We start from the raw sequence: 26002 nt of genomic DNA, 5'->3' as shown, positions 1-26002 counted from the left end.
AAGAGGGGTGACAGAAAGACGGTGGAGGTCAGAGATAGGTGGCCGCGGTGACGCACAGCCCGCCCAGGGCGACGGCCCACACGTACGGGAGGGTGCGCACCATGACCTGCTGCGGGGAGACACCGGCGTACTGGGCGGCCCAGACCGTCTGCGTGCTGGTGGGGTCGGCGACGCCGAAGACCTGGTTGTACGAGGTGGCCATGCCGAGGACGACGGCGGCCGGGTAGATGCCCGTGGCGATGAGGACGCCGGCGATCCCGGCGCCGAGCCCGAAGACGTTCAGCGGTCCGCGGTAGAGGCAGAGCGGGACGAGCAGGGTGAATACGAGGACGAACAGCACGGCGTTGTGCGGGCTGACCGCCTTCATCAGCGGCTCCAACGCGTCGACGGCGCCGGGCAGTTTGACCGCCGCCAGCAGGATGCCGATGGCGATGAACAGGGCGATCGGCGGGGCGGCCACCTCGAACCCGCCGTACAGGGTGCGCAGCAGCCGCTTGTTCATCTCGCGCGGTCCTGTGGTGGTGACCAGGGCGTACAGCACACCCGCCAACAGGGAGGGGATGATGGCGAGTTCGAAGCCCAGGGCGAGGATCAGGGGGACGGCGGGGGTGAGCAGCGCGTACCAGGGAGCGTCCCCGAGCCGCTTGCGGCGGCTCACCGAACTCGGCCTGTCCTGCACGGACTTGAGGGACCAGGTGTGTTCCACGCCGCGTCGACGGGACTCTATGAGCACGTAGAGGACGGCGGCGACCAGGGCGAAGGGGAACAGCTTCACCATGAAGCCGCGCACGGTCGGTACGGGCAGGTCCAGGGCCGTGGAGAAGAACTGCCACAGAGGCAGTTCGAAGGGAATGCCCACGGCGATGCCCATGAGGACGGTCCCGGCAGCGGTCACCTTGGGGATGCCGACCGCGATCATGGCGGGGATGCCGATGAGCCCGGCGAGCATCGCGGCCGGCGCCGATCCGGTGACGGTACCGACCAGCGCGGACACGGCCAGCACACCGAGGGCCACGACGACCGGGCGGTCACCGCCGAACTCGACGATCTTGCGGACGATGGTGCCCGCGATGCCGGTCTCCTCAAGGAGTTTGCCGAGCCAGGAGCCGAGCACGATCGCGATCATCGTGGCCGCCAGGGTGGGCGCGCCCTCCTGGAGGACGGTGTCCAGCGCGCTGTTCTTGCCGGTCAGGGGTGCGCCGGCGAGGAAGGCGATGACGACGGCGAGGATGACGAGCGCGAAGGCCGTGGGCAGTTTGCGGGTGAGCATGGCGGCGACTCCGGCCGCCATGACGAGCAGGATGACGACACCCATGGGTCACCTCTGTCTTCCGGGTGTGTCCACCGCGGCGGCGAGCGCGGCGGTGAGCAGGAGGGGGCTGCGACCCAGGCCGCAGACGGTACGGGCGTAGGCGTGCGCGGCGAGTTCGTCGGCACCGGCCACATGGCCGAGGACCCGGTGGCGGCCCAGCCGCAGGACGGTGTGTCCGAGCGCCTCCTTGAGCGCGGCCCGCGTCTCCCTGCGGTGCAGCAGAGCGTGTGCGCTCTCGTGGGCGAGGGCCGCGGCGCGCACGGATCCGGCGGGATACCAGGAGCGCCAGCCGAGTTCGTCGATCAGCGTCTCGGCCCGGTCGATGGTGTCGGTGTAGAGCTCGACGGTGGCGGGACGCGAGGTGTAGCGCGCGAGCAGCAACTGGCCGAGCCCGTCGGCACGTTCCACGATCCGGGCGCGGCACGGCGGACCGGGGGCGAGCGCGGCGCCGAACGCGTCGGCGGCCAGGGCCCATCGGCGCAGTTCGGCGGGGGTGCGGTTCTCGTGGGTGGGCGTGGTCGCCAACAGCCGTACGGCGAGGGCCAGATCGTCCGTCGCCGGATCGACGGCGGAAGCGGCGGCGGCCACGACGGCAGCCACGGCGGCCGAACCGGCAGGGCCGCTCATGACCGCACCTCCACCACGGCGACCACCGGTTCGTCCAGGGCGCGGTCCCGCATCTCGCTGCGGGCCAGCGCGAGCAGGGGCTGCGGGTCCAGGACACCGGAGAGGTCGGCGATGCGGGAGCCGAGCAGGAGCCGCAGCGCGGGGGCGCGGACGCCGCCGTCGCCGTAGGACGTGCCCTCGCGCACGAGGTGGGCGAGGAGTTCGGGCGCGGCACCGACGGTGGTGGCGGTGACGCTCGCGTCCGAGGCGTGCAGGCGTACGACACCGTCGGCGTCGACGACCCGTACGGGACGCCGGACGGAGCGCAGCCGACGGCGTACCTCGGTGCCGTAGACCGTGTGGGCGGGTGTCTCGGCGAGGACGCGGACCGCGGCCGGGTCGGTCCTGAGGCTGGTGGCGGCCGCGGTGAGGCGTTCGGTGTCGTCGGCGCTGTGCGAGCGGTCCTGGGTACGCAGTTCCGTGGCGCCGGTGGCCGTGGCGCGCACGGTGCTGGTCTGCGGGTCGACGGTCACCTCGACCTCGACGCCGTCGGGCGCGGCGCCCTGGGCGACGACCGCCCGCTCGGCCTCGGCCCGGACGGCGAGGATCTGCTCCTGGCCTGCGCCCGGGATGATCCGCTCGATCTGTTCCCGCACCAGTGCGAGGGCCACGCCGATGGGGCTGATGACCTCGCTGTGCCGGGCGATCGTGCCGCTCATGCCGGTGAGCGCGGCCAGGTGCGGGGTGACCGAGGCCGCCCCGCCGCCACCGCCGACGAGGACCGCCGTGTCGGGGTCGAGGCGGTAGTCGCGGACGAGCGAGTCCACGGTCTCCCGCACGCGGGCGACCCCTGCGTCGAGGACACGGGCGGCCGCGGTCGGCACGTCCACGCCCAACTCGGCGGCGAGCGGCGCGATCGCGGCCCTCGCCACTTCCGGGTCGCAGCGCGCGAAGTCCCCGTCGGGGACCCGGCCGAGCGCGTTGGCGGCGCACGTCATGGTGAGCGCGAACCGTCCGCCCGCCGCGTCCAACACCACGTAGTCGTCGGGGTCGTCCGGCATCGGCCGCACCGTGGCGAGGGTCGCGCCCCGCAGGTCGTCGAGGTCGGCGAAGCAGGCGTAGGGCAGTCCCGCGATGTGGGCGCTGCGCGGACCGACGGCGGTGACGCGGCCCTGGGTGACACGGACCATCGAGCCGCCGCCGACGCCGACCGTGCGCACGTCGAGCGCGTTGAGGTACGACGTCCTGCCGAGCATCGTGGCGTGGCGGACGGCGACCTTGCCGCGCCGGACGACGCTGATGTCGGTGGAGGTGCCGCCGGTCTCGAGGAAGACGCCCTCGCTGATCCGTTCCTGCATGAGGGCGCCGGCGACTCCGGCGGCCGGGCCTGACAGGACGGTCAGCAGCGGGCGCCGGCGCATCTCGTCGAGGGCCATGACCCCGCCGTCGCAGCGCATGACCATGAGCGGTGCGGTGACCCCTGCCTTGGTGATGGACGCGTCGACGAGGTCGGCGGTGGCGAGCATGCGCGGCAGGATGGCCGCGTTGACGACCGCGGTGCGGGTCCTCTTGTGCAGTCCGTACAGCGAGGTGATCTCGTGCGCGGCCGTCATCGGAAGTCCTGCGGACCGCGCGGCTTCGAGCACGGCCTGCTCGCCCTCGGGCCGGTCGACGGCGAACGGCTCAGTGGCGACGAGGACTTGGGCGCCCGCCGCCGTCAACTCCCCGACCGCGGCGCGTACGGCCGCCGGGTCGTCCGGGTCGGCGACATGGGCGTACGCGAGCGGAAGCCGCTTGCCGGGGGCGAGTTCGAGCCTGCCGAGCGCGGCGAGCCGACGGGTGAGAACAGCGCCGGGTCCGGTGCCGATGCCGATCAGGCCGACGGTGGCGACATCGCCCTCCAGCAGGGCGTTGGTGGCCTGGGTCGTGCCGTGCGCGAGGAACGCGATGTCGCCGGGGGACCGTTCGACCTCGCGCAGCAGCCGGTCCAGGGCTTCGACGATGCCGTGCGCGACTCCGTCCTCGTGGTGGTGGCTGGTGGGGACCTTGACCTGTCCCAGCAGCCGCAGGGTCGTGGCGTCCACTGCCACGGCGTCGGTAAAGGTTCCGCCCACGTCGATGCCGACGCGGATCCGGTCGGTGGTCATGTCTGGAGCACCTCCTTGTGCTGTGTCGCTCGTGCGCGGGCGGTCGCCCCGACGCGGTCAGTAGCCGCGTACGTCGGGCCAGTGGCGCTGCACTCCGGCGCGGTCGAGGAGCCGCGCGAACTCCTCGAACCGCTTGTCCTCGGCCTGCACTTGGTGCGGTTCGAGGTCCTCGGCCAGGCAGTGGGCGGCGAGCGCGCCGGCGACCTCGCCGATGTTCCACTCCACCGGGTGGAGCCGGTAACAGCCGTTGGTGATGTGGGTCGTGCCGATGTTCTTGCCGGCGGGCAGCAGATTGCGGACCCGCCGGGGCACCAGCGCCCCGAGCGGGATCTCGAAGGGCACCGACCCGATGTCGATGTAGGAGTCGCCCCCGGTCGAGGGGTGCAGGTCGATGCGATAACTGCCGATGCCCACGGAGTCGCGGTACTTGGTGCCCCCGTACGGACCCACCAGGTCGATCGCCACATCGCGTTCGGTGACGGTGGTGACGGCCTTGATACGGCGGGACTCGCGCACGTACGGCGCCTTCGCCAGGCCGTCCGCGGTACCGGTCACGTCGGGGCGAAGCCGGAGACCGGGGAAGCCGGTGCCGCCGTCGGGACGGGGTGCCTCGGTCTGGAGCCAGTACAGGACCGACAGCGACAACTGCCGTGCCTCGGCTACGGCTTGGGCTCCCGTCTCCGCGCCCGCTCCGATCAGCGGCTTCAACCAGTAGTCGTTGAGGGGCCAGTTGACGAGCGTGATGTCGGAGTCGAAGGCGCCGGGACTGTGCAGCTTGCGGGCCAGGATGCGGCGGAAGCCCCACAGTTCCTTGTCGCCGGCGTCGGCGCTCTGGTCGGCGCTCACGGCGAGCGGGTCGAGGTCGGGGTTGGGGACGAAGGTGCGCGGGACGGGTTCCAGCGAGCGCGGGTCGGGTGCCTGGAAGCCGAGCAGCGGGCCGGGCCAGAAGTCGGGGCGGTAGGCCCGCCAGAACTCGTAGTCGTCCGGGCGGTCGACGGTGTGGTCCTCGCCCTCGTGGTGGGAGAGCGCGAAGCACACGGTGATGCCCTGCTGGTTGAGCGGCTCCGCCCGGTCCGGGGCGTGCGGCTCGTCGAACTCGGACCGCGCCTCGACGCCGCAGACATGCTCGACACCCGCCAGCTCCAGGAGTTCGCCCGTCTCGGTGGCGTCGATGACATAGCGGGCCGGGACGGTGACGCGGCGGCCGTCGGGGCGGTGTTCCAGGGTGACGGACCGTACGACATCGTTGTCGGCCTCGGCCGCGACGGGCCGGTGCTCGGTGAGGACGGTCAGGCGTCCGGCCGCCCGGTGGGGAGCGAGCATGGCCTCGAGGACGGCCAGCGCCACACGCGGCTCGTGGCAGAGCTTGCTGACCCGTCCGGCGCCCGGGTTGAGGTCGGTGAGCGCGAGCGCCTCCGCCCGCAGCGGGTACCACTGCCGGTAGAACTGCCTGATGCCCTCGCGCAGTTGACGGTACGAGGCTGTCGTCCCGAACTGCTCGACCCACGGGTGCTCGTCGGGCGGCACGGCCTGCGAGGTGAGCTGTCCGCCGACCCAGTCGGTCTCCTCGGTGAGCACGACCGTGCGTCCGGCCCGGCAGGCGGCGAGTGCGGCGGCCACACCGCCGAGGCCACCGCCCACGATGAGGATGTCGGCTTCCGGTATCACGCTTCTCCTTGCTGGTAGTTGACGTTCCCGGAGGGTGCGGTCGTACGGTGCTCGGTCGCCGTGATCAGTGCTGCTCCGGCGGCCTGCCCGAGGTGTCACCGGGCCGGAACACACAGGCGACCAGGGGCTCTTCGGCCTCCTCCCCGGCGACCCGGGCGGCGAGCAGCCGGACCGCCGCGGCGCCCAACTCGGGCCGGGGGATGTCGAATCCGGTGGCCCTTGGACCGGCGAGGAGATCGCCGGGCGGACTGCCGAGCAGGGCGAGCGACAGGTCGTCGGGGCAGCTGAGGCCGGCCTCCTCGACGGCCCCGCACAGGGCACGCCAGGCGGCCCCGGTGTCGGTCTCCTCGGCGACGAACGCGGTGACGCCTGCGGCCAGCCACTGGCGCAGCCGCTCGGGGGTGAGGTCACGCACGGGGTCGGCCGAGCGGAAGACGGCCTCGGGCCCGCCGTCGAGCCCGGCCGCCAACAGCCCTTCCAGGAAGCCCTGTTGCCGGTCGGTCGAGGCCGGGGCGTCGTCGTCCTCGCGGACCAGTACGATCCGCCGGTGCCCCAGGGCCGCCAGATGGCCGACGACCTCGGCGCTCGCGCTGACGTAGTCGGCGCCCACCCACGGCAGCCCTTCGAGTTCGTCGCGCCGCCCGAGGTGCACGACCGGGAAGCCGTCGGCGACCATCCGCTTCAACTCCGCGAGCGGAGCGTGCCGACCGAGGAAGAGACAGCCGTCGGCGAGCCGCACCCTGCTCAGCGCGTCGGGCCGGGACGCCCCGGCGCCGCCGGAACTCGACCCCGTGAAGAGCACCAGGTCGTAGCCGCGCGCGGCGGCTTCCTGCTCCACGCCGATGAGGAAGGGGTAGTACGAGTGCTGCACGTCGGTGGGGAAGGTGGCCGTGAAGCTGAAGACGCCGAGCAGGTTGTTGCGGGCCGCGGCCAGCCGCTGCGCGGCGGGGTCCGGTACGTAGCCGAGGCTGCGGGCCGCGTCGAGCACCCGTTGCCGGGTCTCGTCCGAGATCGTCGCGCCCGTGGTCTTGTCCGACAGCACGAGCGACACCGTGGCCTGGGAAACCCCGGCCAGCCGGGCCACCTCGGCCTGCCGCGGCCGGGGCGTGCGGCCCGCCGCCGCGGGGGTACGACCGCGCCGGGACCGCTTCTTGGGCTGCTCCACCATGCTCCTCACCTGACCGGACACGACCGGCGTACCGGCCGTTCATGCGTATCATTAATGCGTATTAGTTATGCGTATGAATGAGTACTGTGGGCGCTCCTCCGCCGTCGGTCAAGACTTCTGACAGGACTTCGTTCCGGAGTGCGGGTGGAGCCGGACCGTGGGGGTCAGGTGGGGATGTGCGGCTCAGCTGAAGGCGCGGCGGTAGGCGTGCGGGCTGACGCCGGTGGTGCGCTTGAAGCGGTCGCGGAAGGCGGTGGGTGAGCCGAAGCCGACCTGGGTGCCGATGCGTTCGACGGGGTGGCTCGTCGTCTCCAGGAGGTGCTGGGCCTGGCGGATGCGGGCGCGGTGCAGCCACTGGAGCGGGGTGGTGCCGGTCTGTTCACGGAAGCGGCGGATCAGGGTGCGGGTGCTGGTGCCGTCGTAGGCGGCGATGTCGGCGAGCGTGAGGTCGCGGGCGAGGTTGTCCTGCAACCAGGTGAGGAGGGGTTCGAGGACGGAGCCCTGCGGGGTGGGTGTGCGGTCGTGGACGATGAACTGCGCCTGTCCGCCCTCGCGTTCCAGCGGCATGACGGACAGCCGGGCGGCATCGGCGGCGACGGCCGAACCGTAGTCGCGCCGGATCATGTGCAGGCACAGGTCCAGGCCAGCGGCGGCACCGGCGGAGGTGAGGAACTGGCCGTTGTCGACGTACAGGACGTCCGGGTCGACGTCGATCTCCGGGTAGGCGGCGGCGAGTTCGGCGGCCGCGATCCAGTGCGTGGTCGCGCGCAGGCCGTCGAGCAGACCGGTGGCGGCCAGTGGGAAGGTGCCCGAGCAGATGGAGGCGATGCGCGTGCCGTCGGCGGCGGCCGACCGCAGCGCGTCACGGACGGCGGGGTCGAGGGGAGCCGCGATGTCGGCGGTGCCGGGCACGATGATCGTGTCCGCGCCCTTGAGCCCCTCCAGCCCCCAGGGTGCGCGCAGGGTGAAGGCACCCGCGTCGATCTCCGGCTTCTCCGCGCACACCCGGATCTGGTAGCCGGGGCGCCCGTCCGGGAGGCGGGTGCGGGTGAAGACCTCGATCGGGGTGGACAGGTCGAACGGGATCACCCGGTCGAGCGCGAGGACGGCGACTGTGTGCATGGCAGCAAGATACCTCTCCGCCGACCATCGATTTCGGTCGAGATGAGGTCCTTGCATACAGTCATGCCAGCTCAGAGGCCACTCGCACATGCTTGGCAATATTCCGCCGGAAGGTGTCACTAATGTCACTGGGAGGCGGCTCGGCGGCCGGTTAGCGTCGGGAGCGTCCGGCACTGAGACCGGCTCCGCCCCGTCCGAAGGACCTGCCATGCACGCCCAGATCGTCTTGTTCGACGGCTTCGACCCGTTGGATGTCATCGCCCCCTACGAGGTGCTGTACGCCGGCGGCACCGCCTCCGGGGGCGCGGTGACCGTGGAACTGGTCTCCGCCGAAGGGGTACGTGAGGTGGTCAGCGGCACGGGCGGGCTGGCCCTGCGTGCCACCGCCGCACTCGACCCCGGACGCGCGGGGCTCATCCTCGTCCCCGGCGCCTCGGGGCGGGTCGGGGAGCCCGGCGAGGTGCCCGATCAGGAGGTGGGGGCAGGCGAGTGGCGACAGGACGAGTTCATCCCCGTACTGCTGGGCCGCACCCTGACCACCGACCTGCCCGCGCTCATGAAGGCGGCGCTGGACAACCCGGAGGTGACGGTCGCGGCGGTGTGCGGTGGTTCGCTCGTCCTGGCCATGGCCGGTCTGCTGGAGGGCCGTCACGCCACGACCCATCACCTGGGCCTGGACATGCTCGACGCCACCGGCGTCCACGCGGTCCACGCCCGTGTCGTCGACGACGGCGACCTCGTCACCGGCGCCGGTGTCACGTCCGGACTCGACCTGGGGCTGTATCTGCTGGAGCGCGAGGCGGGGCCTCAAATCGCCCACGCGGTCGAGGAGTTGTTCGCCCACGAGCGCCGCGGCACGGTCTGGCGTCACGAGGGCCTGGTGCCGGCCGCGCTCCAATCGGAAGCACCCCGAGGAAGACGCCAGAAAGAGGACGTCATGAGGGAGAAGTTGTGAGGAAGAAGCTGTGAGGAAGAGGCCGTGAGCATGAACAACACCACGCCCGTCGAAGGCACTTGGGACCTGTCCATCTCCACCCCCATCGGCAGGATCAAGTCCGTGGTCGAACTCAGCCGACGGGACGATGTCCTGACCGGGGCCGCCCACGGGGCGGGAGAGCGCGTCCCGCTCGACGAAGTCGCCCTCGACGGCGACCGGTTGACCTGGAAACAGGCCATCACCAAGCCCATGCGCCTGAACCTCGTCTTCGCCCTGACCGTCGACGGCGACACACTCACCGGCACTTCCAAGGCCGGACGACTGCCGACCTCCAAGGTCACCGGACGCCGTCGCACGGTTCAGGCGTAGACCGCGCACCCGCGGGGCGAAGGGGCATCGCCGGGTGAGGGCCACCTGGAAGGGGGTGACCGCGTTGCGCTCCGCGACATCGAGCAGGTCACGGCCGTCCAGCGGGCTGCGGCCGCCGAGACCCGCGAACAGATCCACGTCGAGTGGACCGACACCGCCGGGACACTCCAACTGCCTCGGGGTACATGCACCTTGGACGCCGTCCCTGGCGAACTGACCCTGCGCGTCCAGTCGCCGGACGAGGTGGGTCCGCGCCGACTGCAGGACCTCGCCACCACGCACGTCCACAGGCTCAGCGGATACGTGTTCACCTCGCCCCGGGTCACGTGTTCGCGTTCGCCTGGGCCCGCTTCGGCTCGGTGGCCGTCGACTTCAACATCTCGAACGCGGTCGCTGTCGGGCTCGTCGGTTCGGCCTGGTAGACGACCAGTTGTTGATGCGGGGCGCCGTTGACCGTGAAAGCGGCGAACGCGATGTGCAGGTCGCCGACTTCGGGGTGCTTGAGGTGCTTGCTTTCCTGGGACTTGCTCTTGACGTCGTGGAGTTGCCAGATACCGGCGAACTCCTCGCTCTCCTCGGACAGTTCGGCGACCACTTCGGCGATACGGACGGATTCGGGATCGTGGCCGTAGGCGGCCCTGAGTTCGGCGACACAGGAATGCGCGGCCCGGTCCCATTCCTGGTAGAACTCGCGACCCGCCGGATCGACGAACACATTGCGGGCGAGATTGTCGAAGGCGTCGAATCCGCTGTGCAGCGCCGTGGCGAGGGAATTGCCCGCCAGGATGTCGAGGGCCGGGCTCAGGACGAACGCCGGGGTGTGTTCCCAGCCGTCCATCAGCTGCAACAACTGCGGGCTGACGTCGGCTCCGCCTCGGTCGTGCGGACGCTGCGAGGGCGTCAGGCAGAGGCGGTTGAGGTGGTCGGCGGACTCCGCGTCCAGCTTCAGCGCCTGCGCCACGGCTTCCAGGACCTGCGGGGACGGGCTGCTCTCGCGTCCCTGCTCCAGCCTGATGTAGTAGTCGGAACTGACTCCCGCGAGCAGCGCGACTTCCTCCCTGCGCAGTCCGGGCACCCGCCGGCGACCGTATTCCGGCAGACCGACGTCCTGAGGCTTGAGGGCCTCGCGACGGGCCCGGAGGAAATCACCCAAAGGGGTCCCATTGCTCATGCGGCAAGACTAGAAGCTTTTCCACGTCTGAGAAGTGCCGGTCGCGCCCGATTGCACCAGGTTCCACACCGTTCACACAGAGCGACTCAGCCGCCCGGCGTCCTGGCCGCGCCGGAACATCGCGGCTTGCCTTCGACGCGGACGCCTGGTTCTCCGCCCCCGCTCGGACGCCATGGCCCGGGTGCTGCGGCTGGCAGACGAGGAGCACCGGGAGCTGTTCCGGCTGGCGCGGCCTGCGGGCCGTCGTACGAGGTCACCCTCCCGGGTCGAATGAGTCCGCCCGCATCTGCGGCAACTGATCGACAGCTGGACGAGGACGCCGGCCTCTGTCATCGGCCACGCCCAGGACCTGCCGGCCACCAACACCCTTGCCGACGCGCTCTACCGGGACTTCACCCAGCACGACAACGTACTGCGCATGCTGTTCCTGGACCCCGCGGCGAAGACCTTCTACCGGAGCCCGGAGCGGCCGAGCATCGCGCGGTCGCCGATCTTCAGCAGACCGCCGCGAGCACTCCGGAGGATCCGCGCATCCTGGAGCTGGTCAGTGAACTGTCCGTGCACAGCGGCGAGTTCCGCTCGCCGTAGCCGCGTGAATACACGCGGGTCCTGCCCTACGAGGTCAAGCGGATGCACCATTCCGTGGTGGGCGACCTGGAGCTCCGTTCGCCCAGCGACAGTTCACTGCGCCGACTGGATGTCTCCCCGCGTGGACGACGCGATCGTGTCGCGGTGCGCGAAGTCGCCCGGGGGGATGCCGGGGTGGTGTCCGAGCCGGTCCGACGGCACCGCGACCGAGGGGCCGAGGGTGAGCCGGGAGACGATGCGATAGCGGTCGCCGCGGTAGATCGAGTGGACGTACTCGACGGGTCGGCCCGTGGTGTCCGTGGTGAGCCGCTCGAAGAGCAGGGCCGGGGACAGCTCGGGCACGTCGAGCAGTTCGGCCTCGGCCCGGGTGACGACCGTCGGCTCGATCGCCTGGACGGCCTCGTGGGCGTGCACGCCGTGCTGTTCCCGCAGGTGCTCGTACAGGTCGCCGCTCTCCAGCTCCCGCGCGGACAGGGTGGGGACCAGGTCGGCCTTGATGTGCAGGTGCTCGATGGCCATCGGGGCGCCGTCGACCAGCCGCAGCCGGGCCACGTACACGATGTCGGCGGCCGGTGAGATGCGCAGCTTGCGGCCGACGCGGGCGCCTGCCGGGATGGTGGTGAACTCCAGCAGGCGGCTCGACCAGGCCCCGGAGGCCTGAGGGACCGTCATGGCCTGCTGTCCGGAGACCAGTTCCTGGGTGATCTTCTCGGGTGCCACGAACATGCCGCGCCCGTGCTCCCGTATCAGCAGTCCCGCCGCGACGAGTTCGTCGACCGCCGCGCGCAGGGTCGGGCGGGAGACGCCGAGTTGGGCACAGAGGGAACGCTCGGAGGGGATCGCGTCCCCCGGTCGGTGCGACTCGACGAGGTCGAGGACGAAGTCGCGCACGCGCTCGCGCTTGAGCACCGCACCTGGTTCGTCGGCCTTCATGTCGCTACTCCCTCGTGCGCGGAATCCCCAGTTAACCACTTGACCAGTTGACCACTGGTCACCCGCATTCGCCCTGCTGACCGGGGAAGTGTAACCACCACCGACCGGCGACCATCCGGATCTCGACCGACCTGCACGCCAATTCGCACCGCAGCAGAGGGGGTTGACGCGGGTATTGGTCTATGCCACCTTCGTCCCCACATCAAGAGGTGAGCTGTCCAGTGGACTTCACTGGTCAGGTGGTCAGGCCCCGCGCCCCCGCTTCCGGAGACGATCCATGCCCGCACACCGGTCCGTCCTCACCCTCGTCCCCCGCCCCACCAGGACCGTGCTGCGGCCGGGCTACTTCACGCTCGACGCCGACACCGAACTCAACATCGGCGCCGGTACCGAACCGGCCGCGGTGCTGCTGCGCACCCTGCTCGCCCCCGCCACCGGGCTGGCCCTGCGGCCGTCCCCGAGCGGGCAGTTGAAGCTGGCGATCGACGCCGGCCTCGGCGGGCTGGGCGAGGAGGGATACGTCCTCACGGTCGCTCCGTACGCCGTGCTGCTGCGCGCCGCGCACCTCACCGGTCTGCTGCGCGGCATCCAGACGCTCCGTCAACTCCTGCCCCCGCAGGCCCTGTCGGAGACTCCACAGGGCGATACGCCATGGCTGCTGCCGTGCTCCGAGATCACCGACCACCCGCGCCACCCCTGGCGCGGCGCGATGCTGGACGTGGCCCGCCACTTCCAGCCGGTCTCCTATCTGCGCCGGTACGTCGACCTGTTGGCCCTGCACAAGATCAGCGTGTTCCATCTGCACCTCACCGACGACCAGGGCTGGCGCATGCCGGTCGCGGCCCGGCCCAAGCTCACCGAGATCGGCGGCCGGCGCGCCGAGACCCAGCAGGGCCCGGCCGGCACCGGCCGGCACGACGGACTCCCGCACGCCGGGTCGTACACCCGGGCCGAACTCACCGGCCTGGTGCGGTACGCGGCGGCGCGCGGTGTCACCGTCATGCCGGAGATAGAGATGCCCGGACATGTACGGGCCGCCCTCGCCGCCTATCCCGAGCTGGGCAACGACCCGGACCGCATGCTCGACGTCTGGACGCGCTGGGGCGTGTGCGACACGGTCCTCGGGGTCCACGACGAGGTCCTCGACTTCTGCCGCACCGTCCTCGACGAGGTCATGGACGTCTTCCCCTCGCCGTACATCCACATCGGCGGCGAGGAGTGCCCCACCACGGAGTGGACGCGCAGTGCCGCCGCACGCCGCCGAGCGGCCGCGGAAGGCCTGCCGAACCCCGAGTCCCTGCACGGCTGGTTCCTCGCGCGGATCGGCGAGTTCCTGGTCCGGCGCGGTCGCCGTCCGGTCGCCTGGGCCGAGATCGGCGCCGAACTGCCCCTGGACTTCACGGTGATGACCTGGCGCGACGCGTCCCACACCCGCTCCGCGGCCCGTCGCGGCCACCCGGTGATCAACGCGTACCACCGGGCCACCTACCTCGACCACGCCCAGTCCGCCGACCCCCACGAGCCGCCGGCCCAGCCAGGCACCGTCGTCGATCTGCGGGCGGTCCACGCCCACGACCCCGTGCCCCAGGACGCGGACCCCGATGTGGCCGGGCGGGTGCTCGGCACCCAGGCCCAGTTGTGGACGGAGTTCGTCACCACGCCCGCCCACATCGAGTACCTCACCTACCCGCGCCTGTGCGCCCTCGCCGACCGCGCCTGGAGCGGCCCGACCGAGTGGCCCGACTTCAGCTCCCGCCTCGACGCGCACACCGCCCGGCTCGACGCGCTCGGCGTCCAGCGCCACCCCCTGAGGCCCCAGCCCTTGAGCCCCCACCTCTGAGCCGCACCCCTGGCACCGCTCCCGACACCGCTCCTGACCTGTCCGTTCCGGGAATCACCCCACCTTTCTGGAAGGAACAATGATGAGACTCACCAAGAACCGGCTGCGCGCCACCGCGTCCGCCGCCGTCACGGTGGCCCTGGGCGCCGCCGCGCTCACCGCACTCCCGGCCACCGCCAGCGCGGCCGGCGAGGGACTCAACGTCCAGTACCGCACGAGCGCCACCGGAGCCACCGCCGACCAGGCGGAACCCTGGTTCAAGGTGAGGAACACCGGTGCCACCACAGTGCAGTTGGCGAACGTCAAGCTCCGGTACTACTTCAAGGCGGACTCGGCGAACGCGACCTACCGCTTCGCCTGTTCCTGGGCCGTCAAGGGCTGCGCCAATGTCACGGGCACCTTCGGCACCCTCGCCAACCCGACCGCCACGGCCGACCGTTACCTGGAGATCGGCTTCACCTCCGGCGCCGGTTCGCTCGCCCCGGGCGCCGACACCGGCGACATGCAGCTGCGCTTCTACCAGTCGAACTGGGCCTCGCTGAAGCAGAGCGACGACTACTCCTTCGGCGCCTCGCAGACCTCGTACGGCGACTGGTCCAAGGTCACGGCGCAGCTGGCCGGCGCCACCCTGTGGGGCCAGGCGCCCGCGGGCAACGACCCGACGAACCCGCCCACGGACCCGCCGACCGACCCGCCGACGGGCGGCGCCACGCTGTTCGACGACTTCAACTACACCAGCTACAACGACCCGAGGATCTCGTCGCACGGCTGGAGCGTGCGCTCCAACTCCGGCGGCCCCGGCGTCTCCGGCGCCACCTGGGCGCCCGACAAGGTCACCTTCGCCACCACGAGCGGCAACTCCATCATGAACCTGGAGACCTCGACCTCCGGCACCGGCGAGAGCACCAAGCAGACCGAAGTCCTCACCAACGCGCGGAAGTTCAAGAACGGCACCTACGCGGCCCGGGTCAAGTTCAACGACGTGCCCAAGTACGGTCCCGACGGCGACCACCTCGTCCAGACCTTCTTCACCATCAACGACCTCACGGCACCGATGGCCGACGACTACGCCGAGTACGACTTCGAGTACCTGCCCAACGGCGGCTGGGGCGAGCCGTCCAACATCCTCTACACGACGTCCTGGGAGACCTACCAGGCCGACCCGTGGGTGGCGGTCAACCAGCACACCGAGGGCCGGCAGAGCTACAACGGCTGGCACGATCTGGTGCTGACCATCGACAACAGCTCCATCAAGTACTACATCGACGGGCAGCTGTTCGGCACGCACGACGCCGCGTATCTGCCGGAGCGGCCGATGTCGATCAACTTCAACCAGTGGCTGATCGACTTCGGCGGCCTGAGCAGCTCGACCGCGCGGGCGTACGACCAACAGGTCGACTACGTCCTGCACGTCAAGGACCAGGTCCTCACACCGGCCCAGGTCGCCGCCAAGGTGACGGCGTACCGCGGCGCGGGCACCACGTTCGAGGACACCGTGCCGGGCAGCTGACCCCTGACCGAGGAGAGGGCCGGCCATCGACGCCGTTGTCGATGGCCGGCCCCTTCCTCGTCCCCCTCGGGGAGGTCAGGAGGTCAGATAGCAGCTCTTCCGTACGCCGGGCAGCGGATCCGTGCCACCGAATGCCGCCGTTCCGCAACTCGCGCTGCCGGTGAAGGACTTGTACACGAAGGTGCCTCGCGCACCGTAGGCGACGGTCTGCTGTCCACTGAAGGAGCAGGTCCCGGCCTCGTCGGCGCAGGCCGTGCCGTAGCCGACCGGTCCGCCGGTCGCGGTGTAACAGGCCTTCGACTCACCGGGAATCGGGTCGCCGAACGTGGCGTCGGTGCACGGGGTGTCGCCGGCGGCCGTGACCCTGGCGAACGCCCCGAAAGCGCCGTACATCACCGGCTGTCCCGCCGCTGCCGCACAAGTACCGTTCTGGGACGCGCACTTGGTCCAGCCCCCGGCCGGCGCGCCGTCGGGCGGCAGGTAACAGGACTTGGCGACACCGTCGATGGGATCACCGAAGTGCGCGTTGGTGCAGTCCACGGAGCCCTTGGTGACCTGGTGGACGAAGCTGCCGTTGGCGCCGTAGGCGACGTCACGGTTGTAGCCCGGTACGGCGCAGGTGCCGCCCTCGGCCGCGCACGAGGTGTATCCGGGCGGGCCGCCCGCGTCGGCGACGTAGCAGGACTTGACGAGATTCTCCGCCGGGTCGCCGCCGAAGGAGTCGTTGCCGCAGGTGGTGCTGCCGGTCACCGTCTTGTAGACGTACGTGCCCGCCCCGTAGGCCACCGAGCGGGTGCCGCTGAAGGAACAGGTGCCGCCCTCGCCCGCGCACCGGGTGAAGCCGGGCCGCAGCGCGCCGGTGCCGGGATCGGCGGGCGGGGCCGGGTTGCCGAGTCCGGTGGCGGCCACGGTGTAGCTGCCGGGGGCGACACCGGTGAAGTAGACGTAGGTGTCGTCCTGGCTCGCGCCGGTGATGCCGGAGGTGGGCGTGAAGGTTCCGTCGCGCCATACGGTGGCGCCGTTCACGGTCACCGTGAGGTTGCCGCCGCCGAACTTCGGTACACCGATGCGGCCGGTGGAGCCGGACGGGCTGGCCAGACGGGCCGAGTAGGTGCCGGCGGCGGGGTCGCGGGACCAGGAGGCGTTGACCGCGCCCTGCGGCATGGTGATGCGGCCCTCTGCGCTGGTGAGGTCGCCGGGGTGCGGGACGAAGCGGTAGGCGCCGGTCGACGACTCGGGTACGGTGCCCAGCACGTCGAAGGTGAGCGTCGAGGTGGGCGCGGTCGACCAGCCGTGCGCCAGGCTCATGAACGAACCGCCGTACGCCAGGCCGCCGTCGGCCTTGACGCCCTCCCAGAAGGTGCTCTTGGTGCCGATGTCGGTGGTCAGCATGTGACCCCAGGTGCGGCGGATCTGGTCCAGGGCGGTGTAGTCGTCGTTGGCCGTGAAGCGGGCGTTGAGCTCCATGCCGCCGGCGAAGGGGGAAACGTTGCCACCCCACTCGGGAGTGGCGGGGCCGTAGATGCCCCAGTTCTTGCCGAGCCCCGCGATGACGCTCTTCGACTTGGCGGTGGAGTCGGTCAACCCGTACCAGACGGCCAGGGAGTTGCCGTCCTGCGGGTACAGACCGCTGGCGGGGTTGTCCTTGTACATGCCCTTCGAGGCGTCCCACAGCAGGGAGTTGGCCGCGGACTTGATGGCGGCGGCCTTGCTGTTCCAGTTCGCGGCGAGCGCGCTGTCGCCCTCCGCGGTGGCGAGGGTGGCACCGCCCTTGAGTGCCGCGTACAGCAGCGCGTTGGCGGAGATGTTCTCGCCGCCCTGGCCGACCCGGGCCCAGTCCTGGGTGCGGGTGACGTTGAGCAGGTTGTTGCCGTCGATCTTGTTGGTGATGAAGGCCATCCCGCGCTTGTAGTTGGCCCATTCGGAGTCCAGCCACGCCCGGTCGGCGGTGTAGGTGTAGTACGTGGACGTCCCCAGCAGGGTCCAGGTGTGGTAGGTGTCCGAGCCGGTGAGGTTGAACGGCGGTCCCGACCAGGGGATTTCGCCCGCCGCCGACTGGGCGTTGAACATCGTGGTGAGCGCGTTGCGGGTCGAGACGAGGTCGTTGGAGTACGCGTACTGCGTGGGTACGGCGATGCCCATGTCGCCCGGCCACACCGTACGGTCGCGCTTGGCGCCGTCGACCAGCACCGAGTCGCCCACGCCTACGGTCGCGCCGTTGTCCCAGGCCGAGGACGGCGGCGGCCAGGCGCGGCCCTGGTTGGAGGCGATGGTGTTGAGCTGCACGGTGTAGGCACCGGCGTACCAGATGCGGTTGAGCAGCTCGTCGCTGGAGGAGAAGTAGTTGGCGTAGTCCGCCGGGTCGGCCTTGCCCGGAGCCGCGGTGAAGTTGAGGCTGACGCCCTTGAGGTCCACCCAGCCCGAGGTGTCCAGGAAGACGGTCAAGTAGCGGAACCCGCCGCGCTGTTGAGCGGTCGGGACCGTATAGGTGCCGTTCGTGGCGGCCGTCGCGTAGAGCGCGCCGTCCTCACCGTCGCGGCCACTGCTGCGGTCGCTGTTGTTGCCCACGTACAGGGACGACTCGCTGAAAGCCAGGCCGACCCGCTGTCCGCCGTCGCTCGCACTGCCGAAGGACAACGTTGTCACGCCACCGACTTCTTTACCGAAGTCGAGGGTGATCGCCGACTGCGAGCCGGAGATCCGCGTCGACTGCCCGTTGAGGACGTTCTGCGGGTTGGCGACGCTGCCGGACGTGCGGTAGATCGCGGTCGGCTTGAGGGTGCGCGAGGTCGGCGAGTAGTTCGGGGCGGCAACGGCCGCCGTCCGCACGCCCGTTGCGGGCGTGGACGTCGCCGCGGAGGTGGCAGGGGCGGGAGCCGTGAGCAGTGCGGCGGCCACCACTGCGGCGAGGCCGAGCACGCGGTGCGGACGGGATGTTCGGGGCAGCAGGGGGCGGCGGCGGCGCATGGGTACCTCCCTGGTTCGGGTGGGGAACGAGACGCTTGAATCGATTCAAATTTGTGCCGACAGAGGTCGAGGGTTCATGGAGCAGTGGATGTGCGAGGCGCCTCGCCGAAGTTCCACCGATGATGTGCGCCCCACAACGGGGTGTCAACCCGTCACAGTCGGTGTGAACCGCCCCTGGAATCACTGCCGTTGGAGACGTTGACAGCACCCCACCGAGCCGGTTCACTGCGTCCCTACAGGTATGGACCAGTACCCGCTCCGCGTGGCTCAGTGAGACCCGACCGGCGTCCCCCCACTCTGAAATCGAGGCGAGTTCCGGTGCCCTCGCACAGATGCGACATCGTTGTCAGAATGCGGCTCCTCCTCACCTTCCTGCTGCCGGCCGCCCTCGCGTTCGCGGCCCTCGTCCCGGCCGCGTCACCCGCGTCCGCCGCGACCCAGGTGTGCGTGCTGTCCTGCGACACGCTGGACCCTTCGCAGGCCGGAAAGGAAACGTTTCCAGTGCCGAACAAGGACCTCAACGGCCGGCGCCTGGAACTGCACGTGTCCGACGCGGACGACATGGCCTGGGCGAGCATCGACAACGCCGTGACCGGCGACTCTGTGTGGCTCGACCGCTCCTGGGACGGCGGCGCCACCTGGGAGGGACTGCTCGGCAAGGCGAGCGTGCCGAGTTCCTGGACCGGCACCAGGACGCTCATGAACAACATCACCGACCCGCGCACCCACCGGCGCGGACTGGTCCGGGCCTGCGGCGACGCGGCCGGTGTCGGCTGCACGAACTGGGCCTACCCCACCGTCTGCGACACCCTCTGCGACGGCACGGGCGCGGGCCAGGCGGCCGGCGACGACCAGCCCGTGCCGTCAACCACCTTGTACGGCCGCACGATTCGCCTGCACGTCGACCAGCGGAACTCCATGGCCTGGGCGAGCATCGAGTCCGGTGGCGCCGGTGACGAGATCTGGCTGGACCGCTCCTGGGACGGGGGCTCGACCTGGCCGGACGGCTCCTCCCGCGGCCGTACCAGCACCCCGTCCGGCGCCACCGGCACCCGTACGGCCATGTACGCGACCCGCGATCCGCGCGGGCTGCTCTACGGCGGCGCGGTCCGGGCGTGCGGCCGGGAGGCGAGCCACAACGAGGGCAGTTGCACCGCGTGGGTCAGGCCCGTGCCGACCCGGGCGCGTGCCGCGGCGGACGCGCTGATGGCCTCGTACGACCCCTACAACGGCTGGTGGCCGAGCAGTTGGTGGAACTCCGCCGCCACGCTCACCTCCCTCATCGACTTCGCGAAGACCACCGGCACCCACGACTACGACTGGGTCATCGCCCGCACCTTCGACCGGAACAAGGGCGTCTTCGCGGCCGGCACGCGCAGTTCGGACGCGATCGAGGGGCACTTCATCAGCCGTGCCATCGACGACTCGGCCTGGTGGGCCATCGCCTGGCTCGACGCGTACGACTACACCGGCGACTCGCGGTATCTCGACGAGGCGGTCACCATTGCCCATTACGTCCAGCAGTACTGGGACACCGGCAGTTGTGGTGGTGGCGTGTGGTGGGACCGTGAGCGCACGTACAAGAACGCGGTGACGAACGGGCAGTACCTGTGGCTGACCACGGCCCTGCATCAGCGCATCCCGGGCGACACCGTATGGCTCCAGCGGGCGAAGACGTCCGCCGCCTGGTACCGGTCCAGCGGGATGATCAACTCGGCGGGTCTGGTGAACGACGGGCTGACCTCGTCCTGCGCCAACAACGGCTCCACGGTGTGGAGTTACAACCAGGGGCTGGCCATCGGTGGCTTCACCGAACTGTGGCGGACGACCGGGGACGGTTCCTATCTCACCACCGCGCGGACCCTGGCCGATGCCGCGATCAGCAGCTCGCGGCTGACCGTCGGCGGGGTGCTCACCGAGTCCTGTGACGTCGGCTCGGCGTCCTGCGACGACAACCAGAAGCAGTTCAAGGGCATCTTCATGCGGAACTTCGCCGACCTCGCGAAGGCCACCGGCGCGAGTACCTACGAGAGTTACGTCCAGAAGCAGGCGGACACGTTGTGGGCGCGGGACCGCAGCTCCCTCAACGTCCTCGGTCAGCGGTGGGCCGGCACCAGTCCCAACCAGACCGACTGGCGTACGCAGGCCAGTGCGCTCGGGGCGCTCACCGCCGCCTCGGGCTGAGCACGAGGTGGGTGCCGGGCACCTGGGTTTGCGGTGACCAGATCGACTACCTGGACGACCTCGGCCTCTGGGAAAACCGGTTGGGCGGGGTGAACGCCGGTTGGTAGCGTGCGAATTGACCGCGATGCCGCGCGAGGAGGTGAGTCCCATGAACGCAACAGCTGTATGGGTGCTCCCCTCCCTTCCGCGGTCGGTCCGTTGACGCAGGTGTCGCCGGGAGCGCCTCCACAAGGCGAATCCGAAGGGCATCAACCTATGCAATCTGCGTGTTTCACCGCCGAGACGACGACGAACGGTGTCATCGAGCACGACTTCACCGTGGGTGGGGTCACCGGCGCGTTCTGGTCGCCCCAACGTGCCGATCGCGCGCCACTGGTGCTGATGGGCCATGGCGGCGGCAACCACAAGAAGTCGCCCGCGATGCTGGGCCGGGCCCGGCTCCTCGCGCTCCACGGCGGCTTCCACGTCGCCTGCCTGGACGCGCCCGGTCACGGCGGCCGGCCGCGCACGGCGCACGACGAGCGGGAGATCGCCGCGATGCGGCAGGCGATGGAGGCGGGCGAGCCGGTCGGCCCGATCGTCGTCCGGTACAACGCCCATCTGGCGGAGCGTGCCGTACCGGAGTGGCGGGCGGCCCTGGACTTCCTCCTGGGAACGCCGTGGGTCGGCGCCGACGAACCGGTGGGCTACTTCGGCCTGAACATGGGCACCGCGATCGGGGTGCCGCTGACGGCGGTCGAGCCCAGGATCAAGGCCGCGGTCTTCGGTCTGCACTGGCCCGACGCGCTGGCCGAGTACGCGCGGCGGATCACCGTGCCGATCGAGTACACGCTCCAGTGGGACGACGAGCACATCCCGCGCGAGTCGGGTCTGGCGCTGTTCGACGCCTTCGCCTCGAAGGAGAAGACGCTGCACGCCAACTCGGGCTCCCACAAGGAGCTGCCCAGGAGCGAGTCCGACAGCGCGGTCCGCTTCTTCGTACGGCATCTGGAACAGCCGGAGCCACAACAGCCCGACCTGACCTGGTAGTCGACGGGACTTGACGGGTGTCGGCGCCCGGCCGGCGGCCGGGCGCCGATCGCGCATGCCCGAAGCCCCGTCAGCCGGCCGGCGTGTCGAGCACGTACGTGCGGGAGGCGTTGACCTCGGCGCGCAGGGCGGGGAGGTTCACGTCGAGCACCTCGCCGTTCCACTTGCGCGGCCGGCCGTCGACCAGGACGGCGCTGATGTTGCGGGCGTCGGAGCCCAACACCAGGGTGCCGATGGGGTCGTTGAGGGGCATGTTGTTCAAGTCCTCGGCCTGGACGACCAGTAGATCGGCCTTCTTGCCGGGAGTGAGGGAGCCGGTGACCTCGCCGAGGCCGTTGGTCCGCGCGCCCTGGAGGGTGGCGAAGTCCAGGACGTCGTGCGTGGTGATGCGGGAGAGGTCGCCGCCCGTGTCGTACGCGGCGTTGACCGCGCGCATGCGCTGGATCGCGAGCAGCGCCCGCATCTGCGTGAACAGGTCGCTGGCGAGGGCGACTTCGACATCGATGCTCAGGCCGGGGCGGATGCCGACGGCGAGCGCCTCGTCCACCGCGGGGATCGCCGTCTCCAGGCCGATCTGCGCGTCGGACGTGGGCGCGAGGGCGACCGTGGTGCCGGACTCCCCCATCGCCTTCCATGCCTCGGGGGTCAGGCCGGTGGCGTGGATGAGGGTGACGTCGGGACCGAGGATGCCGTGCTCGGCCCAGGACAGTACGGCTTCCGAGGAGGCCTTGCCGAAGACCGCGTCGACGCTGACGCCGATGCCCAGATCGGCTGCGGTACGGGCGAGTTCGGGGCCGTAGGCGAGGGCCGGTCCGGCGATCTCGTCGGTGGCCAGCGTCGCGAGGCGCAGGGTGAGCAGCTGGTCGTCGCCGCTGAAGTACTGGTCCTTGAGGCGGGTCAGGTCGGCCGGCCACTGGCGGTCCCAGTTCCCGAAGTGCGGGCCCATGGAGGCGTGGACGCCTCGGATGCCGGTGTCACGGAGGGCCTCGATCGCCGCGTCGGAGTGCTCGCGGGTACGGGAGTTGTGGGAGAAGTCGAGCATGGTGGTGATGCCGCTGTCGAGCGCGGTCAGGGCCGCCAGCTTCGTACCGATGTACATGTCTTCCGGGCGGTAGACGGTGGCGTGGCCGGCGAGCGTGGTCATCACATAGCCGCCGAGGTCGTCGACGTCGGGCATGATCCGGCGCAACTGGGCTTCCCACGCGTGCCGGTGGGTGTCGACGAAGCCGGGGGCAAGGATCGTGCCGGAGGCGTCGACGACCACCGCTCCCGCCGCGGCCTCCGTGGCCAGGTCCGGCCCGATCGCGGCGATGGCGTCGCCCTCCACGAGCAGGTCGCTGTCGTGGAGGATGCCCAGCTCCGGGTCCATCGTGACGATGGTCGCGCCGGTGAACAGGATGCGCCGACCGGGGTCGGTGGACTGGCGTCGGAGTTGTTCGAGAAGGCCGGCGCTGGTGGTGTCGTTGGCGTTCATGACGGGCCCCTTCCGGGAGGCGCTGAGGCTGGGCCGAGTGGCTTGTGGTCCCAGCCTCGATCCGCGCCCGCACGCCAACCAGGCCGCCGTTTCCCTAGGTGCGGCGCACCCAGGACGGGGGTGCGAGTCCTCCGCGGGCTCCCTGCACCTCGGTACCGCCCATCACCACGTCATCCCTGGCCGTGCGTCTTCCCGCACTTCGGGTAGAACGTGCTCAGGCCGGAGGGAGGCAGGGTGATCGGTCTGCTCGCGTACACGTATTTGGTGTATCCCGCCGAGCCCTCGGACGCGTCGCCGAGGCCGGTGTCCGCACTGCCGAGGCGGGCCTCCGTCTGGTAGACGCCGTCGCCGCTGTAGGAGAAGACCGCGAGGTCGGGGTGGGAGTCGTGGTTGTAGTCGGCCACGGAGACGCCACGGGTCTCAGTGAGGTCGAGCTTCCGGGTGCGCTGCCCCTGACCGGAGGCGGAGAAGGGGCCCGACACCAGCTTGGCCACCTTCGGCTTGATCGCGTCGTCCCCCTGCTTCTGCCCGGTGGCCACGACGGCGAGGTCGCTCCACCCGTCACCGTCGAAGTCGGCGACCGCCCCCACCACGTCCTTCTCCCCGCCGCCGGAGCCACCGACCAGCTTCCGCACCCCGACCGGCTTGCCGTAGCCCGCCTTCGCCCCGAACTCGACGGTCAGTCGCGCACCGGTGCGGGAGGGGTCGGAGACGCGGTCGGTACGGCCGTCACCGTCGATGTCGGCCAGCAGATTCCCCGCCGACGTCACGCACGAGGGCACCGAGGGCTTGCCCGAGGGACTGGGCGGCGCCCCCGCCTCGGACTCGCCACAAGCGCCCAGCAGAACGGCCGTCGTCGCGAGGGCGGCCGTCCGCCTGAGCAGCAGTACACGCCTCGTGGGGCGGCTCATTGTTCGCATACCGGTGACAAGTACCTCTCGGACTACGGGAGATCGACGGACGAAGGTCCGAGCCTAAGGGGTGTCCTCGGAAGAGGCCGCCGACGCCGAGGGACGGACCCCTCTCCCCAGGCGCACCTCCTCCACGTCGAGCACTTCCTGGACGGCGCGCAGGACGATGTCGTCGATGCGTCCGGTGTCGCGCAGGTCGGTGAGGGTGTCCCGTTTGACCTGGAGGAGAGCGAGTCGGAGGCGCCGCAGGTTCTCCTGGTGTCGTGCGGTGCCGGGAGCGGGGGCCGTGCTGTCCTCGATGTCCCGGGTCATGCGGACGGTGTCCGCCTCGGGGACCCTGAACCGTCGCGCCAACTCCGGCAGGGCGTGCAGGGCGGCGCGGCTCAACCGATCGCGGGCCAGGGCGAGTTCGGCCGTCTTGTCCTCGTCCTCGGGGAAGCGCGCCCGGCGGACCACGGTCGGCAGGGTGGGACCGAGGAGGGCGAGGGTGAGGACGATGACGACCGTCGTGATGAAGACGACGGCATCGCGCTGTCCGACGGCCTGCCCTTCGGCGGTCACGGTGGGCACGGTCAGCGCCGCGGCCAGCGAGATGGCTCCGCGCATCCCGGCCCACGCCAGCGGCAGGCGTTGGGGAGCGGTGATACGGCGGTCCCGTTGCTGAGGGCGCCGGTCCAGGAGCCGTACCAGATAGGGCACCGAGTAGAACCACAGCAGCCGGGTCCCGAAGACGGCGACGGTCACGGCGAGGGCGGCGACCGTCGCTCGCAGCAGCGAGACGGAGGTCAACGCCCGGACGGCGGCGGGCAGTTGGATGCCCACGAGGATGAACAGCGCGCTGTTGAGCAGGTGACTGGCCACCTCCCAGAAGGCGATGGCCTGGACGCGGGCCTCGGAACCGATGACGCGCGGGCCGAACCAAGCGGTCACCAGACCGCAGACGACGACCGCGAGAACGCCGGACACATGCAGGAGTTCGGCGGGGAGATAGGCGAGGAAGGGCGTGGCGACGCTCAGGACGCTGTGCAGAAGAGGCTCGGGCAGCCGGCGCCGGACCGGGACCAGGAGCAGCGCGACCGCGACGCCGATCAGGATCCCGCCGGCGTACGACTCGACGAAGGCGACGGCCGTGCCGGACCAGGTGAAGGGGTGCTCGTCGGTGACGACCTCGACGGTCACGGCCAGCAGGACCAGGGCGGTCCCGTCGTTCAGGAGACTCTCGGTGCGCAGGACGGTCAGGATGCGGCGGGGCATGGCCTTGGCCACGGCCGCCACCGCCGCGGCGTCCGTGGGGGCCAGGACGGCGCCGAGGACGAAGGCGATCGGCCAGCCGTAGCCCAGCGCGTGGGCCACGGCGGCGACGGCGACCGCGGTGGCGAGGACCAGTCCGGTGGACTGGAGGGCGATGCTGCGGAGGTTGTTGCGGATCTCCCGCACCGAGGAGGTCAGCGCCTCCCAGTACAGCAGGGCGGGCAGAAAGAGGAACAGGACGACGTCGGGCGACAGCGCGAACGAGTCGAAGGCCGGCGTCAGCCCCACCAGGCAGCCCGCGCCGAGCAGCAGCAGGGGTTCGCTCACTCCCGTGCGGCGCGACAGCCAGCCCATCGCCAGTACACCGACGGACACGACGACGATCAGTTCCAGGCTCTCCATGCCGGTCACCCCTGCGGGCCGGTGCCCTCCCGGTACAGGACGAGGTGCTCGTGGAAGAGCACGCCGTCCCGGACGTCGCCGGTCGCGGTGAAGCCGGTGTCGTCGACGTAGTCGATGTGGCTGCCGGTGACGGTGTAACTGCCGGTGTAGGCGCTGGGCCGATTGCCCCGGGCCTCGTCGTAACGCCCGTTCGGGAGGAGTTCCTGCCGGATGTGCCCGTCGGCCGTCACCCACATGCCGACGAAGGGGTGAGGTGCCGCGTTCGTGTTCGTGTTCGTGTTCGTGGTCATGGCTCCACGGTCGCGGTCCGGCGCCTGGGCAACCAGGCCACGGTTCTCGCAGGAGCCGCGTTCCTGGGAGTACGACACCCACCCTCGGAACAGCGGGCCGCTTGCCCTCCGAAGTGCGCGCCC

At 70.7% G+C, this 26002-nt stretch carries 19 protein-coding genes and 2 pseudogenes; 8 read left to right on the top strand and 13 right to left on the bottom strand.

Going from position 1 to position 26002, the window contains the following annotated elements:
- Window positions 1-28: 28 nt before the first annotated feature.
- The 6 genes from ACIP6U_RS34385 to ACIP6U_RS34360 all read right to left on the bottom strand — a co-directional run bounded on the left by ACIP6U_RS34385 (window position 29) and on the right by ACIP6U_RS34360 (window position 8023).
- The gene (locus tag ACIP6U_RS34385; protein ID WP_401726064.1) at window positions 29-1315 is read right to left on the bottom strand and encodes a TRAP transporter large permease subunit; all 1287 of its coding nucleotides are present in this window, start codon (window positions 1313-1315) and stop codon (window positions 29-31) included.
- Between the two features lie 3 nt (window positions 1316-1318).
- Entirely contained in the window at window positions 1319-1939 is a 621-nt protein-coding gene (locus ACIP6U_RS34380) for a hypothetical protein (protein ID WP_401726062.1), read from the bottom strand.
- Window positions 1936-4065, bottom strand: a complete 2130-nt coding sequence (locus tag ACIP6U_RS34375; protein WP_401726060.1) for a hydantoinase/oxoprolinase family protein — start codon at window positions 4063-4065, stop codon at window positions 1936-1938. Before ACIP6U_RS34375 ends, ACIP6U_RS34380 begins: the two co-directional genes overlap by 4 nt.
- A gap of 57 nt (window positions 4066-4122) precedes the next feature.
- Window positions 4123-5733 (bottom strand): FAD-dependent oxidoreductase, encoded by a 1611-nt coding sequence (locus tag ACIP6U_RS34370; RefSeq protein ID WP_401726059.1) that lies wholly within the window; start codon window positions 5731-5733, stop codon window positions 4123-4125.
- A 64-nt stretch (window positions 5734-5797) separates the two neighbouring features.
- On the bottom strand, window positions 5798-6901 hold the full coding sequence (locus ACIP6U_RS34365; protein WP_401726057.1) for a LacI family DNA-binding transcriptional regulator: 1104 nt from the start codon (window positions 6899-6901) through the stop codon (window positions 5798-5800).
- A 183-nt stretch (window positions 6902-7084) separates the two neighbouring features.
- Complete coding sequence (locus ACIP6U_RS34360) at window positions 7085-8023, bottom strand: GlxA family transcriptional regulator (RefSeq protein WP_401726055.1); 939 nt, start codon at window positions 8021-8023, stop codon at window positions 7085-7087.
- A gap of 208 nt (window positions 8024-8231) precedes the next feature.
- Here ACIP6U_RS34360 and ACIP6U_RS34355 point away from each other — a divergent pair, with 208 nt between their 5' ends.
- From ACIP6U_RS34355 to ACIP6U_RS34345, 3 genes and pseudogenes are all read left to right on the top strand, one after another.
- Complete coding sequence (locus tag ACIP6U_RS34355) at window positions 8232-8978, top strand: DJ-1/PfpI family protein (protein WP_401726053.1); 747 nt, start codon at window positions 8232-8234, stop codon at window positions 8976-8978.
- Between the two features lie 30 nt (window positions 8979-9008).
- Window positions 9009-9329 carry a hypothetical protein gene (locus tag ACIP6U_RS34350; protein ID WP_401726198.1) on the top strand — a complete coding sequence of 107 codons (321 nt, stop codon included), beginning with the start codon at window positions 9009-9011 and terminating at the stop codon, window positions 9327-9329.
- A gap of 45 nt (window positions 9330-9374) precedes the next feature.
- Window positions 9375-9614, top strand: a pseudogene (locus ACIP6U_RS34345) (DUF2218 domain-containing protein); the annotation flags it as partial.
- Window positions 9615-9651: 37 nt separating this feature from the next.
- Here the strand turns inward: ACIP6U_RS34345 and ACIP6U_RS34340 are convergent.
- Entirely contained in the window at window positions 9652-10500 is an 849-nt protein-coding gene (locus tag ACIP6U_RS34340) for a helix-turn-helix transcriptional regulator (RefSeq protein WP_401726051.1), read from the bottom strand.
- A gap of 286 nt (window positions 10501-10786) precedes the next feature.
- Between ACIP6U_RS34340 and ACIP6U_RS34335 the strand changes: the two are divergent.
- Window positions 10787-11088, top strand: a pseudogene (locus tag ACIP6U_RS34335) (hypothetical protein).
- Between the two features lie 93 nt (window positions 11089-11181).
- On the opposite strand, the gene ACIP6U_RS34330 reads toward ACIP6U_RS34335, so the two are convergent.
- On the bottom strand, window positions 11182-12021 hold the full coding sequence (locus ACIP6U_RS34330) for a GntR family transcriptional regulator (protein WP_401726049.1): 840 nt from the start codon (window positions 12019-12021) through the stop codon (window positions 11182-11184).
- A 277-nt stretch (window positions 12022-12298) separates the two neighbouring features.
- Between ACIP6U_RS34330 and ACIP6U_RS34325 the strand changes: the two genes are divergently transcribed.
- Together ACIP6U_RS34325 and ACIP6U_RS34320 are read left to right on the top strand one after the other, a co-directional pair.
- Entirely contained in the window at window positions 12299-13861 is a 1563-nt protein-coding gene (locus ACIP6U_RS34325) for a beta-N-acetylhexosaminidase (protein ID WP_401726047.1), read from the top strand.
- Between the two features lie 79 nt (window positions 13862-13940).
- Window positions 13941-15371 carry a cellulose binding domain-containing protein gene (locus ACIP6U_RS34320; protein ID WP_401726046.1) on the top strand — a complete coding sequence of 477 codons (1431 nt, stop codon included), beginning with the start codon at window positions 13941-13943 and terminating at the stop codon, window positions 15369-15371.
- Between the two features lie 75 nt (window positions 15372-15446).
- On the opposite strand, the gene ACIP6U_RS34315 is transcribed toward ACIP6U_RS34320, so the two are convergent.
- Window positions 15447-18338, bottom strand: a complete 2892-nt coding sequence (locus ACIP6U_RS34315) for an MGH1-like glycoside hydrolase domain-containing protein (protein ID WP_401726044.1) — start codon at window positions 18336-18338, stop codon at window positions 15447-15449.
- Window positions 18339-18689: 351 nt separating this feature from the next.
- Here ACIP6U_RS34315 and ACIP6U_RS34310 point away from each other — a divergent pair, with 351 nt between their 5' ends.
- Both ACIP6U_RS34310 and ACIP6U_RS34305 read left to right on the top strand, forming a co-directional pair.
- Window positions 18690-20522, top strand: coding sequence for a glycoside hydrolase family 76 protein (locus ACIP6U_RS34310; protein WP_401726042.1), 1833 nt, complete (start codon window positions 18690-18692; stop codon window positions 20520-20522).
- 255 nt (window positions 20523-20777) lie between these two features.
- Entirely contained in the window at window positions 20778-21551 is a 774-nt protein-coding gene (locus tag ACIP6U_RS34305; RefSeq protein WP_401726040.1) for a dienelactone hydrolase family protein, read from the top strand.
- A 70-nt stretch (window positions 21552-21621) separates the two neighbouring features.
- On the opposite strand, the gene ACIP6U_RS34300 is transcribed toward ACIP6U_RS34305, so the two are convergent.
- The 4 genes from ACIP6U_RS34300 to ACIP6U_RS34285 all read right to left on the bottom strand — a co-directional run bounded on the left by ACIP6U_RS34300 (window position 21622) and on the right by ACIP6U_RS34285 (window position 25879).
- Window positions 21622-23025, bottom strand: coding sequence for an amidohydrolase family protein (locus ACIP6U_RS34300; protein ID WP_401726038.1), 1404 nt, complete (start codon window positions 23023-23025; stop codon window positions 21622-21624).
- A 170-nt stretch (window positions 23026-23195) separates the two neighbouring features.
- Entirely contained in the window at window positions 23196-23936 is a 741-nt protein-coding gene (locus ACIP6U_RS34295; protein WP_401726037.1) for an FG-GAP repeat domain-containing protein, read from the bottom strand.
- Window positions 23937-23999: 63 nt separating this feature from the next.
- Complete coding sequence (locus tag ACIP6U_RS34290) at window positions 24000-25589, bottom strand: Na+/H+ antiporter (protein WP_401726035.1); 1590 nt, start codon at window positions 25587-25589, stop codon at window positions 24000-24002.
- Between the two features lie 5 nt (window positions 25590-25594).
- A complete protein-coding gene (locus ACIP6U_RS34285) occupies window positions 25595-25879 on the bottom strand; it encodes an Atu4866 domain-containing protein (RefSeq protein WP_401726033.1) in 285 nt (94 codons plus the stop codon).
- Between the last annotated feature and the right edge of the window lie 123 nt (window positions 25880-26002).

The sequence above is a fragment of the Streptomyces sp. NPDC088794 genome (genome assembly GCF_044750545.1).
Lineage (GTDB): Bacteria > Actinomycetota > Actinomycetes > Streptomycetales > Streptomycetaceae > Streptomyces.
This window is presented reverse-complemented; position numbering and strand designations above follow the sequence as displayed.

Bases quoted from the DNA above. Each gene is read 5' to 3' on its own strand.
- ACIP6U_RS34385 (WP_401726064.1), bottom strand. From the start codon at position 1,315: ATGGGTGTCGTCATCCTGCTCGTCATGGCGGCCGGAGTCGCCGCCATG.
- ACIP6U_RS34380 (WP_401726062.1), bottom strand. From the start codon at position 1,939: ATGAGCGGCCCTGCCGGTTCGGCCGCCGTGGCTGCCGTCGTGGCCGCC.
- ACIP6U_RS34375 (WP_401726060.1), bottom strand. From the start codon at position 4,065: ATGACCACCGACCGGATCCGCGTCGGCATCGACGTGGGCGGAACCTTT.
- ACIP6U_RS34365 (WP_401726057.1), bottom strand. From the start codon at position 6,901: ATGGTGGAGCAGCCCAAGAAGCGGTCCCGGCGCGGTCGTACCCCCGCG.
- ACIP6U_RS34360 (WP_401726055.1), bottom strand. From the start codon at position 8,023: ATGCACACAGTCGCCGTCCTCGCGCTCGACCGGGTGATCCCGTTCGAC.
- ACIP6U_RS34355 (WP_401726053.1), top strand. From the start codon at position 8,232: ATGCACGCCCAGATCGTCTTGTTCGACGGCTTCGACCCGTTGGATGTC.
- ACIP6U_RS34350 (WP_401726198.1), top strand. From the start codon at position 9,009: ATGAACAACACCACGCCCGTCGAAGGCACTTGGGACCTGTCCATCTCC.
- ACIP6U_RS34340 (WP_401726051.1), bottom strand. From the start codon at position 10,500: ATGAGCAATGGGACCCCTTTGGGTGATTTCCTCCGGGCCCGTCGCGAG.
- ACIP6U_RS34330 (WP_401726049.1), bottom strand. From the start codon at position 12,021: ATGAAGGCCGACGAACCAGGTGCGGTGCTCAAGCGCGAGCGCGTGCGC.
- ACIP6U_RS34325 (WP_401726047.1), top strand. From the start codon at position 12,299: ATGCCCGCACACCGGTCCGTCCTCACCCTCGTCCCCCGCCCCACCAGG.
- ACIP6U_RS34320 (WP_401726046.1), top strand. From the start codon at position 13,941: ATGATGAGACTCACCAAGAACCGGCTGCGCGCCACCGCGTCCGCCGCC.
- ACIP6U_RS34315 (WP_401726044.1), bottom strand. From the start codon at position 18,338: ATGCGCCGCCGCCGCCCCCTGCTGCCCCGAACATCCCGTCCGCACCGC.
- ACIP6U_RS34310 (WP_401726042.1), top strand. From the start codon at position 18,690: ATGCGGCTCCTCCTCACCTTCCTGCTGCCGGCCGCCCTCGCGTTCGCG.
- ACIP6U_RS34305 (WP_401726040.1), top strand. From the start codon at position 20,778: ATGCAATCTGCGTGTTTCACCGCCGAGACGACGACGAACGGTGTCATC.
- ACIP6U_RS34300 (WP_401726038.1), bottom strand. From the start codon at position 23,025: ATGAACGCCAACGACACCACCAGCGCCGGCCTTCTCGAACAACTCCGA.
- ACIP6U_RS34295 (WP_401726037.1), bottom strand. From the start codon at position 23,936: ATGAGCCGCCCCACGAGGCGTGTACTGCTGCTCAGGCGGACGGCCGCC.
- ACIP6U_RS34290 (WP_401726035.1), bottom strand. From the start codon at position 25,589: ATGGAGAGCCTGGAACTGATCGTCGTCGTGTCCGTCGGTGTACTGGCG.
- ACIP6U_RS34285 (WP_401726033.1), bottom strand. From the start codon at position 25,879: ATGACCACGAACACGAACACGAACACGAACGCGGCACCTCACCCCTTC.